At 72.9% G+C, this 14,487-nt stretch carries 12 protein-coding genes; 6 read left to right on the top strand and 6 right to left on the bottom strand.

Translation table 11 applies throughout. The features are described 5' to 3' along the window. Positions 1-138: 138 nt before the first annotated feature. Complete coding sequence (locus AQJ27_RS01325) at positions 139-981, top strand: pentapeptide repeat-containing protein (protein WP_067360328.1); 843 nt, start codon at positions 139-141, stop codon at positions 979-981. Here the strand turns inward: AQJ27_RS01325 and AQJ27_RS01320 are convergent. Beyond that, positions 949-2,433 carry a cytochrome P450 gene (locus AQJ27_RS01320; RefSeq protein ID WP_067360326.1) on the bottom strand — a complete coding sequence of 495 codons (1,485 nt, stop codon included), beginning with the start codon at positions 2,431-2,433 and terminating at the stop codon, positions 949-951. The two genes, AQJ27_RS01325 and AQJ27_RS01320, sit on opposite strands and share 33 nt — an antisense overlap. Positions 2,434-2,555: 122 nt before the next feature. Here AQJ27_RS01320 and AQJ27_RS01315 point away from each other — a divergent pair, with 122 nt between their 5' ends. Next, positions 2,556-3,173, top strand: a complete 618-nt coding sequence (locus AQJ27_RS01315) for a TetR/AcrR family transcriptional regulator (RefSeq protein WP_067360324.1) — start codon at positions 2,556-2,558, stop codon at positions 3,171-3,173. Between the two features lie 98 nt (positions 3,174-3,271). Continuing rightward, positions 3,272-3,997 carry a DUF2470 domain-containing protein gene (locus AQJ27_RS01310; protein ID WP_067362597.1) on the top strand — a complete coding sequence of 242 codons (726 nt, stop codon included), beginning with the start codon at positions 3,272-3,274 and terminating at the stop codon, positions 3,995-3,997. Here the strand turns inward: AQJ27_RS01310 and AQJ27_RS01305 are convergent. The 4 genes from AQJ27_RS01305 to AQJ27_RS01290 all read right to left on the bottom strand — a co-directional run bounded on the left by AQJ27_RS01305 (position 3,965) and on the right by AQJ27_RS01290 (position 8,456). Further along, positions 3,965-5,194: a lactonase family protein gene (locus tag AQJ27_RS01305; protein WP_201264239.1), complete on the bottom strand. Its 1,230-nt coding sequence runs from the start codon at positions 5,192-5,194 to the stop codon at positions 3,965-3,967. The two genes, AQJ27_RS01310 and AQJ27_RS01305, sit on opposite strands and share 33 nt — an antisense overlap. A 135-nt stretch (positions 5,195-5,329) precedes the next feature. Further along, positions 5,330-6,370, bottom strand: coding sequence for a hypothetical protein (locus tag AQJ27_RS01300; protein WP_067360322.1), 1,041 nt, complete (start codon positions 6,368-6,370; stop codon positions 5,330-5,332). A 51-nt stretch (positions 6,371-6,421) separates the two neighbouring features. Continuing rightward, the gene (locus tag AQJ27_RS01295; protein WP_067360320.1) at positions 6,422-7,693 is read right to left on the bottom strand and encodes an aromatic acid exporter family protein; all 1,272 of its coding nucleotides are present in this window, start codon (positions 7,691-7,693) and stop codon (positions 6,422-6,424) included. Positions 7,694-7,826: 133 nt separating this feature from the next. Beyond that, a complete protein-coding gene (locus tag AQJ27_RS01290; RefSeq protein ID WP_067360318.1) occupies positions 7,827-8,456 on the bottom strand; it encodes a CGNR zinc finger domain-containing protein in 630 nt (209 codons plus the stop codon). Positions 8,457-8,590: 134 nt separating this feature from the next. On the opposite strand from AQJ27_RS01290, the gene AQJ27_RS01285 reads away from it, so the two are divergent. After that, entirely contained in the window at positions 8,591-9,589 is a 999-nt protein-coding gene (locus tag AQJ27_RS01285) for a quinone oxidoreductase family protein (protein ID WP_067360316.1), read from the top strand. An 85-nt stretch (positions 9,590-9,674) separates the two neighbouring features. Further along, positions 9,675-10,568, top strand: a complete 894-nt coding sequence (locus AQJ27_RS01280) for a DUF3626 domain-containing protein (RefSeq protein WP_079064724.1) — start codon at positions 9,675-9,677, stop codon at positions 10,566-10,568. Here AQJ27_RS01280 and AQJ27_RS01275 read toward each other — a convergent pair. Next, a complete protein-coding gene (locus AQJ27_RS01275; RefSeq protein ID WP_067360312.1) occupies positions 10,508-11,155 on the bottom strand; it encodes a PAS domain-containing protein in 648 nt (215 codons plus the stop codon). The genes AQJ27_RS01280 and AQJ27_RS01275 overlap by 61 nt on opposite strands. 136 nt (positions 11,156-11,291) lie before the next feature. Here AQJ27_RS01275 and AQJ27_RS01270 point away from each other — a divergent pair, with 136 nt between their 5' ends. Beyond that, positions 11,292-14,471: a bifunctional cytochrome P450/NADPH--P450 reductase gene (locus AQJ27_RS01270; RefSeq protein ID WP_067360310.1), complete on the top strand. Its 3,180-nt coding sequence runs from the start codon at positions 11,292-11,294 to the stop codon at positions 14,469-14,471. Positions 14,472-14,487 lie beyond the last annotated feature (16 nt).

Genomic DNA, 14,487 nt, shown 5'->3' with positions numbered 1-14,487 from the left:
GGCGTTTGAGGACGAGGCCGTTCAGGCCGATCGGGGGTTTGGGGGCGGAGCCCCCAAGTTGAGGATGGGACGGGTAGGGGCGGCGGGGGCGAGAGAACCCCTCACGGAGGGCGCCTGGCGGCTCAGTACGCTGGTGACATGCGAGAAGACAGCGTGACGGCAGTCGATGACCGGCTCCTTGAGTTGCGGGCCGACTGCGGTCGGTGTTTCGGGTTGTGCTGTGTCGCCCTGCCCTTCACCCGCTCGGCGGACTTCGCGATCGACAAGGACGCGGGAAAGCCCTGCCAGAACCTGCGGACGGACTCCCGGTGCGGAATCCACACGCAGCTCAGGGAGAAGGGGTTCAACGGGTGCACGGTGTACGACTGTTTCGGCGCCGGCCAGCAGGTCTCCCAGGTCACCTTCGGCGGGCAGGACTGGCGCACCGGCTCGCCGGAGCGGGCCCGGCAGATGTTCGACGTGTTCCCGGTCGTCCGTCAGCTCCACGAACTGCTCTGGTACCTGAACGAGGCCCTGACCCTCCCCGCGGCCGGCCCGATCCACGCCGACATCCGCCGCGTCCTCGCCGAGACGGAGCGACTGACGAACCGATCCCCGGAGGAACTCGGTGCGTTGGACGTGAACGCGCACCGGCAGCAGGTCAACACCCTCCTGCTGCGCACCAGCGAACTCGTGCGCGCGGGAGTCGGCCGCGGCAAGAAGAAGGAGCGGCGCGGCGCCGACCTCATGGGCGCCCGCCTCAAGGGCGCCGACCTGCGGGGTGCCAACCTGCGCGGCGCCTACCTCATCGCCGCCGACCTCACCGGCGCCGATCTGCGCGGCGCGGACCTGATCGGCGCCGACTTCCGCGACACGGATCTCACGGACGCGGATCTGACCGACGCGTTCTTCCTGACCCAGCCCCAGCTGAACGCGGCCAGGGGCAGTGCCGGGACCAGGCTGCCGCGGTCAGTCACCCGCCCGGGCCACTGGACGCAGTGACACCGGGTCCGGCGCGGGTGCCCGGTCGTCGAGGTGCAGCCGCAGCCCCTCCGGCATCAGCGTCAGCCGCTCGGCGACCCGCAGCCGGTAGTCCGGTTCGGGCCGCAGCTCATAGCGGCGCAGCAGCAGCCCCAGGACGAGCGTCGCCTCGTGCAGCGCGAACTGCCGGCCGATGCAGGCCCGAGCCCCGGTGCCGAACGGCTTGAAGGTGTGGGCGGCTCGGGACCGTACGGCCCCCGGGTCGAAGCGGTCCGGGTCGAATTCCTCGGCGTCCGCGCCCCACACCTCCGGGTTGCGGTGCAGCAGCGCCGTCAGGACCAGGGTCCAGGCACCCGTCCGCATCGGGTGGACCCCGCCCAGCACGGTGTCCTCGCGGGCCTCGCGCGCGAAGGCGGGCGCCGTCGGCCACAGTCGTAGCGACTCGTCGAGGACCCGGCGGACGTACCGCAACTTGGCGACCTGGTCGTAGGCGGGCAGGGGAGTGTCGCCCCAGACCCGGTCCACCTCGGCCCGGGCGCGGGCGGCGACGTCGGGGTGCTGGGCGAGGTAGTGCAGGGCGAAGGAGAGCGCGCCCGAGGTCGTCTCGTGGCCGGCGATCAGGAAGGTGATCACCTGGCGGCGGATGTTCTCGGGGGTCAGCCGTTCCCCCGTGTCCGGGTGGGCGGTCTCCAGCATCCGGTCGAGCAGGTCCCCCTCGCCGGAGGAGTGCCGTCGGGCGGCCACCACGGCGTCGACGGTCTGGTTCAGGTAGGCCATGTGCGCCTCGTTGCGGCGGGTGGCCTCGCGCAGCAGGACCGGGGCCAGTGGCGCGGGGAGCACGTTGAGGCGCTGCGCGTAGGTCAGGGTGCCGACCATCGCGGTGACGAAGGGGTGCGGCCTGGAGCGCTCGAAGGAGCCGAAGTCGTGGCCGAAGCCGGTGCGGGCGATCGTCTCCAGCGTCAGTTTCGTCATGTCGCCGGGTACGTCCACCGCCCGGCCCGCCGCGCGTTCCCCGTCCCAGCGGTCCATCAGCCGCTCGGCCACGGCGAGCATCATCGGGTGGTAGCCCTCCATCGCCTCACGGCTGAAGCCCGGGGCGAGGACGTCGTGGGCCAGCTGCCAGTTCGGTTCGTGGTTGTACGCCGTGAACAGACCGTCCCCGGCGACCGGCCGGAGGTTGGCGACCCCGAGGCCGACGTGCTTGGCGAACCGGGTCTCGTCCGCCAGCTCGGCCGCGAGCTCGGCGCCCCACACGAAGACGATCTCCTTGCCGAAGCCCTTGCGCCGGAAGATCGGCCCGAGCCTGCGCCCGAACCGCATCGAGTCCTGCAGGGGAGAGCGGACGTTCGCGCCGATGACATCCCCGACGAGGGGGAGCCGGTAGGGCGGGCGGGGGATGCGGTGCAGCTCGGGCCAGCCCAGTTCCGCGCTCCGGAACCCCTTGGGCAGCACGGCCCCTGTCGTCTCCGCCATGACGCGATCTCCCTTGTGCCTGTGGCACGTCGATGCTGCTGTCCTGACCATGTTGTACGCGGGTTCAATAGCGGTTTTCAGTGTGATCCCGTTGTTGAACCGACGTCAAGTAAGGTGCGGCCATGATGGGCAAACAGGGGGAGCGAGGGGAACGGACGCGCCGTCGGCTGAGTACCGAGGAGCGCAGGGAGCAGTTGTTGTCCGTCGGGGCGCGGCTGTTCTCGGAGAGTCCGTACGACGAGGTGTGGATCGAGCAGGTCGCCGAGATCGCCGGGGTCTCGCGCGGGCTCCTGTACCACTACTTCCCCACCAAGCGGGACTTCTTCGCGGCCGTCGTGGAGCGCGAGAGCGAGCGGATGCTGCGGCTGACGGCGGCGGTGCCGGGCATTCCCGTCCGCGAGCAGCTGAGCGCGGGACTCGACACCTTCCTGGCGTACGTGGAGGCCCACGCGCACGGCTTCCGCGCCTTCCATCGCGCCGACGCAGCCGGCGACCAGGCCGTGCGCAGGGTCTATCAGCGGGCGCTGGCCGCGCAGGAGCAGCAGATCCTGGCGGCGCTCGACGCGGCCCCCGACGTTCCCGGGGGGATCGAGGACCGGCCCGAGCTGCGGATCGCCGTCCGTGGCTGGCTCGCCTTCACCACGGCCGTGTGCCTGGAGTGGCTCAGGGGGGCGGAGCTGACCCGGGAGCAGCTGCGGGACCTGTGTGCGCGGGCGCTTCTGGGCGCCATCACGCCGTAACTCGTGCGAGGGACGCAGGTGTGCCGTGGTTGGCGTACACCCGGATCTCCGATAGGTTAGGCAAGGCTTACCTAAGGGAGGTTGGGATGGGTGACCGCATGGGTGACCGTCATACCTGGACGGCCGCGCCCGCCGCGGCCGAGCGCGCCCGCTCGGTGCTCGCCGCGGCATGGTCCTGCGCGGTGACCGCGGAGGGCGGCAGGGAGGAGCTCGTCGGCGCGCACACCGTCACCGCGGACGGGCGTGTTCTCCTGCACGTGCCGGACGACAGCACGCTGACGGCCGCGACGGTCTGCGCGCCGCGCGGAGAGCCCTCCGCCGTCCTGGAGTTCGCGGACGTCGCGCCCGTGCCGGTGCGCAACCGGATCCGCGCCCGGCTCTGGATGGCCGGCCGCTTCGTCCTGGCGGACGGGCATCTGGAGTTCCGGCCCTCGCGCGTGGTGCTGCGCGAGGCGTCCGGCGCGCTCGTGGTGGACCTCGACGAGTTCGCGGACGCCGTCCCCGATCCGCTCGCGACGGCCGAGGCGAGCCTGCTCACCCATCTGGCCGACGCGCACCCGGACGCCGTCGAGCGGCTGACCCGCCTCGTCGAGCCCGAGGGCCTGCACGGCGCGGTCCGCGTCCAGCCGCTCGCCGTCGACCGGCACGGACTGACGCTGCGGATCGAACGGGCGCGCGGCAACGGCGACGTACGCCTGTCCTTCCACTCGCCCGCCGACGACGTCTCGCAGCTCACCGAGCGGATGCATGTGCTGCTCACGCAGGCGAGCTCCGCGAACTGCCCCCGCGCGCTACAGCGGCAGCGCACAGACGGCGACGGGTGAGGCGAACGGCTTGCCCGCGAGCCGGAGTTCACCGCTTGCGCCCTCGACGTGGAAGACACTGACCGTGCTCGAGCGCTGGTTCGCCGTGAACAGCAGCCGTTCGTCCGGTGAGAAGGCGAGGTGGCGTGGGAAGTCGCCGCCGACCGGCACGGTGTCCAGGAGCCTCAACCGGGCGCCGGCCGCCTCGACCCCGTACCGCGTCAGGCTGTTGTGGCCGCGGTTGGCGAGATAGGCGTACGACCCGTTCGACGTCACCAGGATCTGCGCCGGGTAGTTCGTGCCAGCGCCCGTACCGGTGGACTGCGGGTCGCCCGGGGTGAGCCGTCCGCTCGCCGGGTCGTACGCGCAGACCACGACCGTGTTGTCGACCTCGTTGGCGAGATAGGCGAAACGGCCGTCGGGGTGGAAGGTGAGATGGCGTGGCCCCGCGCCCGGCCGGGTGTGCGCCTGGGAGACCTCGGTGAGTGTTCCCTTCGACTGGTCCAGGCGATAGGTGTAGACCGTGTCGGTGCCCAGGTCGACGGCGAGGACGTGGCCGCCGTCCGGACTGGTCACGAACTGGTGCGCGTGCGGGCCCTCCTGGCCGGGGCCCGGTGCCGGACTGGAGTGTGTGACCAGGTCGGTGCGCTCGCCGAGTGCGCCCGAGGCGTCGACGGGGTGCACGGCCACGCTGCCCGAGGTGTAGTTGGCGCTCAGCAGCCACCGTCCGCTCGGATGCACGGAGAGGTGGCAGGGGCCCGCGCCGCCGGTGCTCCGGGTGCCCAGCACTTTGTTGTCGGCGAGCCGTACGGCCGTCACGGCGCCCTGCGGCCGCTCGTCGACGGCGTACAGCGTGTGGCCCTTCGGATGCGTGGCGAGGTACGACGGGTCGCCGACGCCGGTGAGGGTGCCGGTGGCCGTGACGGCGCCCGACGTCGGGTCGTACGTGGCCAGGCCGATCCCCTTTCCACCGCCTTCGACCGAGGTGTACGTGCCGAGGAACAGCCGGCGGACGGTGGGGGAGGAAGAGGTCGGTCCGGAGGCCGAGGTGGCGGGGGAGCCCTCGGCCGGTGGGTTCGTGGCGCCCGCGGGACGGGTGCGCGGCGCGGCCGGTGCCGGAACCGTCGCCATCGCGGTGATCCCCGCCAGCGCTCCGATGAACCGGCGCCTGCCCCAGCCGCCGCCCGCGTCCCGCGCCGGATCCGCGCCACTGTTCATGCCTGCACCTCGGGTGTCGGTTGCCTCGGTCCTGACAGCCACCTTGGCGTGCGACACCCGAGAAGTGCAAGAAAGGCAATGATTGTTGCGCCCTGCGCAACGGCAGATGGGGGTCCGACGCCTGGGTGTGACTGCCTACCAGTCACCGTCCTCGACCGGCTCGCCCGGCGCGTCGCCCAGCTGTTTCACCTGGTGGGGCGCGGGCTCCTGCCAGGGCTCGTGGTCGTCGCCGAGCCACTCGCCGACCGGCCGCACCGCGCCCAGGGTGTCGGTGGGGGCGACGTCCTGGGCCGCGTCGTCGTAGTACTCGAACCAGGGCAGCCCGGCCCGTGTGTACGCCGCGCGGTCGACGGGGGACGGCGGGGGAGCCTCTCCCGTGATGCGGCGCCACTCGGGAGGTGTCACGAGGTGCACGAACACCCGGCCGGCGGGCTCCCTGGCCCAGGCGCCGGGCGAGCGCTGGTCCGCGTAGACCTCCTGGCGCATCGAGCCTCCCACGCCGAGTCCCATGGCCGGGGCGCTCCTCGCGCGGGCCGCCGAGGCGGGCGCGGCGGCCATGGCGGCGCCGGGAGCCGGCGGGGCGGCGCCGTAGGCGGACTCGCTCTTCGCCGACCTCGTGCTCACGGACCGGCGGCGCTCCCACTCACGCCACTTCGCGAGCTCCGCGTCATTGAGCCGGAAGGACTGCAGCTGGAGGCCGCCCCACACCTCCTCGCCGGTGACCTGGCCCTCGACCGTGGCGCCGAGTCCCAGCGGCACGGCCACGAACTGGCGGACCGTGCCCTTCCCGGAGTTGATACCGTCGAGCCAGGGCTGGCGGGGGAGCGCAAGGTAGTTCTGCGGGTTCCGGGTGAGCAGGGAGCTCCACGGCCTGCCCGAGACGGCGCACACCTTGCCCACGCCGACCTGGAGCGCGGCCGGCTCCGTCGAGCCCGCGAAGCTCAGCCACATGGCCTCGCGCAGATACACCGGCAGCATCACGCCGCCGCGCGCACGCCACTCGGCGGGCACGGTGTCCGCGTGGTCCTCGACGCGGCGCACGGGGAACTCGCCGAGCCCGGGTGGCAGTTCGTGCGTGCCCGTCTCGGGCAGGCGCAGCGTCCGCATGAACCGGACCCGCACCCCGCCCGGCAGGCGCAATGTGTTCCCGTCGATCCGCACCGCGTCGTCGGCCATCCGTCCGCTCCCCCCGTCGTCGCCCCCGTCCCCGAAACGGAACGGCTGTCCTCAAAGAGAACGACCGGAGACGGGGGGACGGTTCCGGTCCGAGCGCGGCTGTCGCGGCCCGCGGGGCATCCGAAGGCGCTGCCGCAGCCGGACGAGGTGGTCACGGCGCTCGCGCTCTTCGCGGGTGCCGCGGTCGAGCTCCTCCATGAGCCGCCGTGAGCGGTGCTCCGTGTCGAGCTCGTCCAGGATGCGGTTGACCTCGGTGAGGACGGCGCCGTGCAGCTGCCACTGCCGGGCGTCCCGCTGCACCTCGTCGAGCAGCAGCTGGGCCAGCTTGTCGCGGGTCGCCGTGGCGGTGGACAGCTCCGCGGCGAGCCGGGACTCGGCCGACTCGGCGTTCTGGCTGATGTCCGTGGTCACCAGGACCGCGAAACTCACCACGGCGTCGCCCACTTCGGACAGCAGCTGCTCCAGCGTCGCCCCCACCTGGGGCTCGAACAGCGGCTCGGGATCGCGCTCCTTGGCGAGGTCGGTGAGGGTGCGGGCGAGCACCCGCAGCACCACCGTGCAGATCTCCAGCGTGTCGAGGCCGGTGCGCAGCACGATCCGGTGCAGCAGGCCCTCCCGTACACGCGGATTGAGCTTGAGGCTGTCCTCGGCCTGCCGCAGCGCCGCGTCCACCTGGACGATGTCGTGGTCCAGGCGGCGCGCCTCGTGCAGCCGGGCGGTGGCGTGTTCGACGGGGGTGCGGCCGGCCGCCTCCTCGCCCATGCGCAGCATCAACTGGCGTACCCGCCGTGCCAGATCCTCGATGGACTCGCCGGCCGCGCCCACCCACACCGGGGGAGCGAAGAGTAGATTGCAGCCGAGTCCGACCACCGCGCCGATCAGTGTCTCCAGCACCCTGGCCCAGGCCGTGTCCCCGACCCTGGTCACGCCGAGGACGAGCATGGCGCTGATCGCCACCTCGGGCACGAACTCGCTGACCCGGACGAGATGGCCGACGGCCAGCGAGGCGAGGATGAGCAGGGCCAGACTCCACCAGGTCAGACCCACGAGAACGCTGAAAGCGATGGCGACGACGACCCCCGCCACCACGGAGTTCACCCGGCGGATGCCGGTGGTGAGGGTGGCGTAGAGCGTGACCTGTACGACCAGGAGCGCGGTGAGCGGGGCGGTGAGCGGCGCGGGCTCCGGACTGAGCCGCAGCGCGATCACGTACGCGACGGTCGCGGCCCCCGCCGACCGCACCGACTGGACGACCACGGGTTGCTCGTGCCACTTCCGGAGCTGTGAGCCTGCCACGGCCCACGCACCACGTACGTCTCGCATCCTTGGCCTTTTCCCTTTTCGCAGGCGTACCGAACGTGCTGATCGAGGACGGTAACTGTCCGCAAGGGTGAGTGAGGTGGCCGCCCCCCCCCGGGTATGCCGGAAGGGGCCGGAGTCGGGCCGGTCGGCGCCGTCACCGGCTGGAGTCGGCGCGGCTGCGGGACCGGTAGCCGGCCACCTTCGCGAGGTTGCCGCAGCGGTCCATGGAGCACCAGCGGCGCCGACGGGCCTGGGAGTCGTCCAGGAAGAGCAGCGAGCACTCGGGGTTCTCGCACTTCTTGACCCTGGCGAGGAGCGGGCCGCCGACCAGCAGGACGGCGTCCCGCGCCACGGTCGCGAGGGCCGCGGGTCCGGGACGCTCGGCCTTCCAGCGCAGGGGCTGCCCGGGTCCCGCGCCCTCGTCCTGCGGCTCGGCGAGTTGGGGGGCGAGGTCGGGGCGGGCCGCCGCCTCATTGGCCCGCGCGACATCGGCCGGGGCGGGCGCCTGCCCGGCCATCGCGGCACGTACGAGCCGGTAGAGGGCCTCGCGCAGGGTGCGGGCGTACGCGAGGTCGCCCTCGGTGACGCGCACCGGGGTGTCGTCGGCCCCGGCGCTCAGGCCCGCCTCGGTGATCCAGCGGGCGAGGGCGTCGGGGTCCGGGAGCCGCTCCAGGGGGGTGGCGTGCCGCTTGCCGAGCGTGGCCACGAAGTTCAGGCAGGGGCGTCCGCCGATGAAGGGGAACGGCGAGGCGGGCTCGGGGGCGGCGGCGGGAGCGGAGGACATGGTCCGAGTGTAGCGCCTTGACACCGGTTGAAGCGGTGTCGCATGGTGACACCACTTCAACCGGTGTCACTGCTCTCGTGGGCCTCCTCGGACTCCGTGGTGCTCCGGTGCGTCCACCAGGAAGCAGGTGCGGTATGCGTGCGGTGCGGATCGACGAGTTCGGCGGGCCCGAGGTGTTGGTGCCGACGGAGGTCCCCGACCCGGTCGCGGGCCCGGGTCAGGTGCTGCTGCGGGTCGTGGCGGCGGGGGTGAACCGGGCGGACGCGCTGGTCCGTGCCGGGCGGTACCACCGGGCCGGGCGTCCACCGCTGATCCCGGGCGTGGAGGCGGCCGGCGTCGTCGCCGCGGTGGGGGAGGGGGTGACCGACATCGAGGTCGGACAGCGGGTCATGGCCCTGGACGGGGTGAACGCACCCGGTTTCTACGCCGAGTTGGCCGTCGTGCCCGCCCGGCAGGTCACGGTCGTGCCGGACGGTCTGGAGCTGACCGAGGCCGCCGCCCTGCCCGTCGCCTGGCTCTCCGCCTGGTACTGCCTGCGCCATCTGGCGAAGGTGACCAAGGACGACACCGTGGTGGTGAAGGCCGCCGCGAGCGGAGTGGGCAGCGCGGCCGTCCAGATCGCCGCAGGGGCCGGCGCCCGTGTTGTCGCGCTCGCGGGTTCACCCGACAAGACCGCCTGGGCCGCCGGATTCGGCGCCCACGACACCCTCGACACCTCCGCGCACCCGGGCGACGCGGAGGTCGAGGAGGTGCTGCGGCTGACCGGCGGACGGGGCGCGGACGTCGTCCTCGACACCGTCGGCGGCCCCGCCTTCGGACGGAGTCTGCGCGAGGTCGGGCACGGCGGGCGGGTGGTCGCCCTCGCCAACGTCGCGCTGGAGCCGAGCACGATCGACACCCGCGACTTCTATCCGAAGAACGCCGCCGTCCTCGGCTTCCAGCTCACCAATCTGCAGATCCACGGCTACGACCCCCGTGAGGACCTGCGCGAGCTGGCCCGGCGGGTCGCGGCGGGCACCTACCGAGTGCCGGTCGAGACGGTGGTCCCGCTGGACCAGGCGCGCGCGGCACACGAACGCCTGGAGCGGCGCGACAACCGGGGCAAGATCGTGCTCGCCGTACAGGAGAAATGAGTTGCGGATGTCCCGCCCGACGAGTGATCTCTAAGGGTCCCGCAGTGGGGCGAAGAGGTGCGGGAACAGGGCGGAGAGGGGTCGCGTGGACTTCAGGGGCGGACGCACACCCCAGGAGCGGGCGTTGCGCCATGTGGCGGCTCTCTCCCGGGGCGCGGCGGTGGACCCGGCGCTGCGCATCACCCTGAACTTCCACCCCGACCGGCTGGTGGGTGGGCTCCCGATCCTGGAGGTGCTGGCCCGGGACGGCGCGTATGTCTCACAGTTCGTCACGGGTACGAGCAACGGCGGGCTCACCGCACACCCCGGCGGCGACCGATGGCGCTGGGAGAGCCGGATCTTCGGCGCGGCGTACGACGCCGAACCCGCGCACGAGCGACCCGTGTACGGCGGACTGAACTTCCGGCGCCAACTCGTCGGCGCGGCGCCCCGCTTCGGCTCCTCGCACTTCCGGCTGACCGGTGCGGCCCTGCGGCGGGCCACCTTCTGCTATCCCGACAGCGCGGCCGAGCCGTCCGCGTTCGGGGTCGCCGCCGGGATGTCCCTGATCGAGTTGGCCGAGGCGGACGAGCAGGACGCGCTCGACGACTACATCGAGGCGCAGGTGCACGGCCCCGTCGACCTGGCGAGGGACACGGAGGCCCTGGTCCTGGACGCGAGCTACCGCGGTACGGCCGTCGAGGCGGCGGCCCGGCGGCTCCCGTGCCCCGTGGAGTGGCACCCCGGCTACCGGCTCCCGGTCGAGGAACTGCGGCGCCACCCGGACTTCCGTGGCCCGGAGTTCGTCGCGCTCGGCGCCCGGATCGCCGAGGACGGCCTGCTCGACCCCCGGATCATCGGGGACGCCGCCCGTTCCGGCCGCCACGAACTCCAGGACCTGAAGAGGGTGTGGCACTGCCTCGCGCGCTTCGGAGCCCCTCAGGGAGCGGGCACGGCCGCCGGCGGCCACACTCCCGGCGTCAGTACGCCCAGCGCGTAGGCGCGTGCGACCAGTTCCGTACGGTTGGCCGCGCCCCAGCGCTCGGACAGGCGCCGCAGGTGGTAGTTGACGCCGTCCACGGTCAGGCCCGTCTCCCGGGCGGCCCGCGCGGTGGTCGCGCCCCCGGCGAGCAGCGTCAGAATGCGGATCTCGGCCGTGCCCGCCGCCGGCTCGGGCGACTGCTCCACGACCGGGCACTCGCCCAGCACACGGACCATGACCAGCAGTGCGGTGCTCGCCTCGACGGAGTCACTGACCGGGTCCGCGGTCAGCTCGCCCTCGCGCCGCACCCCGTCGGCCGCGTCCCAGCGCACCGAGACCGGATAGCGCGAGCGACGGCGCAGCCGCAACGCCTGTGCGATCCGCTCGATCTGCCAGGGCTCCTGCGGCCGGAACAGGTCCAGGACCACGCGCCCCCGCAGCCCGCTCGACGTGGCGCCCCACTCCGCCGCCATCGCCGGATTGGCCAGGATGATCGCCCCGTACACATCACAGACCGCTACCGGCATGGGGATGCGGTCGAACAACGTCATGGCCCGGTTGCGCCACACCACCGCGTCCACCGCCACCTCCCGGCCTCCTGCCATCCCGCCGCGGCCGTGGCAAGCGCGACCCGGCCCCGGTGACTACAGAATCATGTAGTGAGGCGGTGCGGGCACGCCGGGTCCGACGATCAAGCTGGGAGGCCAGGACTCCCGTACCGCGAAAGGCAGTTGTCGCGCCATGCCCCCCACCGCGCCGCACCCGCAACCCACACACTCCCTCCATGACATACCGGTCGTCGACATATCCGACACCGGACCCGGCCGAACCCCGCTCCAGCAGGTGATGGAGCTGATGCGCGCGCACGGCCCCGCGCTCGTACGACGGCTGCACGGCCGGGACACCCTCTTCGTCGGCGATCTCGACCTGGTCACCGACCTGGCCGACGAGACCCGGTTCGCCAAGGCCGTCGGACCCGCCCTGGAGAACGTCCGCGCGTTCGCCGCCGACGGACTGTTCACCGCCTACAACGACGAGCCGAACTGGGCCAAGGCGCACGACATCCTCATGCCCGCCTTCGCGCTGGGCTCCATGCGCACCTACCACCCCGTGATGCTGCGCGTCGCACGCCGGCTGATCGACTCCTGGGACCGCGGCGCCCGCACCGGACAGCCCGTGAACGTCCCCGACGACATGACCCGCATGACCCTCGACACCATCGGGCTCGCCGGATTCGGCTACGACTTCGGCTCCTTCGAACGCGACGAACCCCACCCCTTCGTCGAGTCCATGGTCCGCTGCCTGGAGTGGAGCATGACCCGGCTCAGCCGCACGCCGGGCAGCGACCACTCGGCGGCGGACGCGGCCTTCCGCGCGGACGCCGACCACCTCGCGCAGGTCGTGGACGAGGTGATCGCCGCCCGCGTGGACTGCGGACCGAACGCGGCCGACGCCGGGGACCTCCTCGGACTGATGCTCACCGCCGAGCACCCCGCCGACGGCACCACGCTCGACACCGCCAACATCCGCAACCAGGTGATCACCTTCCTGATCGCCGGCCACGAGACCACCTCCGGCGCGATGTCGTTCGCGCTCTACTACCTGGCCAAGCACCCCGCCGTGCTCCAGCTCGTGCAACGCGAGGCCGACGCGCTGTGGGGCGACGCGACGGACCCCGAGCCGACGTTCGAGGAGATCGGGCGGCTCACCTACACCCGGCAGGTGCTCAACGAGGCGCTGCGACTGTGGCCGACCGCCGCCGCGTTCAGCCGGTACGCCCGGGAGGACACCCTGCTCGGCGGCCGGATCCCGCTGCGCGCCGGACAGGCGGTCACCGTGCTCGGCCCGATGCTGCACCGGCAGTCGGTGTGGGGCGACAACCCCGAGCTGTTCGACCCCTCGCGCTTCACGGCGGAGGCGGAGGCCGCGCGCTCCCCGCATGCGTTCAAGCCCTTCGGCACCGGTGAACGCGCCTGCATCGGGCGGCAGTTCGCCCTGCACGAGGCCACCATGCTGCTCGCCATGCTCGTCCACCGCTACCGGCCGCACGACCACGCCGACTACGCGCTGACGGTCAAGGAGACGCTCACCCTCAAGCCCGAGGGGTTCACCCTCACGCTCACCCCGCGCACGGCCGCCGACCGCGTCCAGGCGCCCCTGCCCGGCGCCGCCGCCCAGCATCCGGCGCAGGCTTCGGCCGACGCGTCCACCCTGCCCACCCGGGTGCGTCCCGGCACCCGAGCCCTCTTCCTGCACGGCAGCAACTACGGCACCTGTCGCGAGTTCGCCGCCTCGCTCGCCGACGAGGCCGCCGGGATCGGCTGCGACACGGAGGTGGCGCCGCTGGACGCGTACACCGACGGGCTGCCCACCGACCGCCCCGTCGTCATCGCCGCCGCCTCCTACAACGGGCAGCCCACCGACGACGCCACCGCCTTCGCGGCCTGGCTCGACACCGCCCCGCAGGCCACCGGCGTGACTTACGGCGTCCTGGGCGTCGGCGACCGCAACTGGGCCGCCACCTACCAGCACGTTCCGGCCCGCATCGACGAGCGCCTCGCGGAAGGGGGCGGCACCCGGCTCCTGGAGCGCGCCGCGGCCGACGCCTCGGGCGACCTGGCAGGCACCGTCCGCACCTTCACGGCCCGGCTGCGCACCGCGCTGCTGGAGCGGTACGGCGACCCGGACGCCACCGGCACCGTGGAACCCACGGCGGCGTACGAGGTCCGGGCGCTGACCGGCGGCCCCCTGGACGCCCTCGCCGAGCGGCACGGGCTGCTCCCCATGACCGTCACCGAGGCCTACGACCTCACCGCGCCGACGCACCCGCGCACGAAGCGTTTCGTCCGGCTGGCCCTGCCCGACGGCACGACCTACCGCACCGGAGACCACCTCACGGTGCTTCCCGTCAACGACCCGGCCCTCGTCGAGCGGACCGCCACCGCGCTCGGCCTCGACCTGGACATGGTCCTGGACATCCGGGCCACCCGCCCGCGACGTGACGGCATAGCGGTCGACCGACCCTTGACAGTACGTCAACTCCTCGCGCATCACGTTGAGTTGCAGGGACGTCCGACTTCCGACCAGCTCACCGTCCTCGCCGCGGCCAACCCGTGCCCGCCGGAGCGAACGGCCCTCGCGGCGCTCGTGGACGACCCGCGCACCCTGGTCGAGGTGTTCGAGGCCTACCCCGCCCTGCGCGGCGCGCTGGACTGGCCGGCCCTGGTCGACCTCCTCACCCCGCTGCGGCCCCGCCCCTACTCGGTGTCGTCCTCACCCGCGACCGACCCCGGCCACGCCGACCTGATGGTCTCCCTGCTGGAGGCCCCGGCCCGCTCCGGCCTGGGCACGTACACCGGAGTCGGCTCAGGCCATCTGCACACGGTCAAGCCCGGCGACACCGTCCTCGCCCGCGTCCAGCCCTGCCGGGAGGCCTTCCGGATCGACGCCTGCGCGCCGGTCGTGATGGTCGCGGCGGGCACCGGACTCGCCCCGTTCCGCGGTGCCATCGCCGACCGCCGCGCCCGGCTGACCTCGGGAGCCGAACTACCGCTCGCTGTCTGCTACTTCGGGTGCGACGCCCCGGACGCGGACTACCTCCACGCGGAGGAACTCCACGCCGCCGAGGCCGTCGGAGCGGTCTCCCTGCGCCCGGCCTTCAGCGCGGCGCCCGTCGGCGGTGTGACCTTCGTGCAGCACCGCATCGCCGCAGAGGCGGACGAGGTCTGGGAGCTGCTGGGGGCCGGAGCCCGGGTGTACGTGTGCGGCGACGGCTCGCGCATGGCACCCGGCGTCCGCGAGGCCTTCCGTACGCTGTACCGGGACCGTACGCCGGACGCGGACGAGGCGGCCGCCGAGACGTGGCTGAACGAGCTGATCGCGAACGGGCGTTACGTGGAGGACGTGTACGCGGCCGGGTGATCGAAGGGGCGGGTGG

Source organism: Streptomyces olivochromogenes (genome assembly GCF_001514115.1).
Classification (GTDB): Bacteria; Actinomycetota; Actinomycetes; order Streptomycetales; family Streptomycetaceae; genus Streptomyces; species Streptomyces olivochromogenes.
The sequence above is the reverse complement of the archived record's forward strand: the minus strand, read 5'-3'. Positions and strand labels throughout refer to the sequence as shown.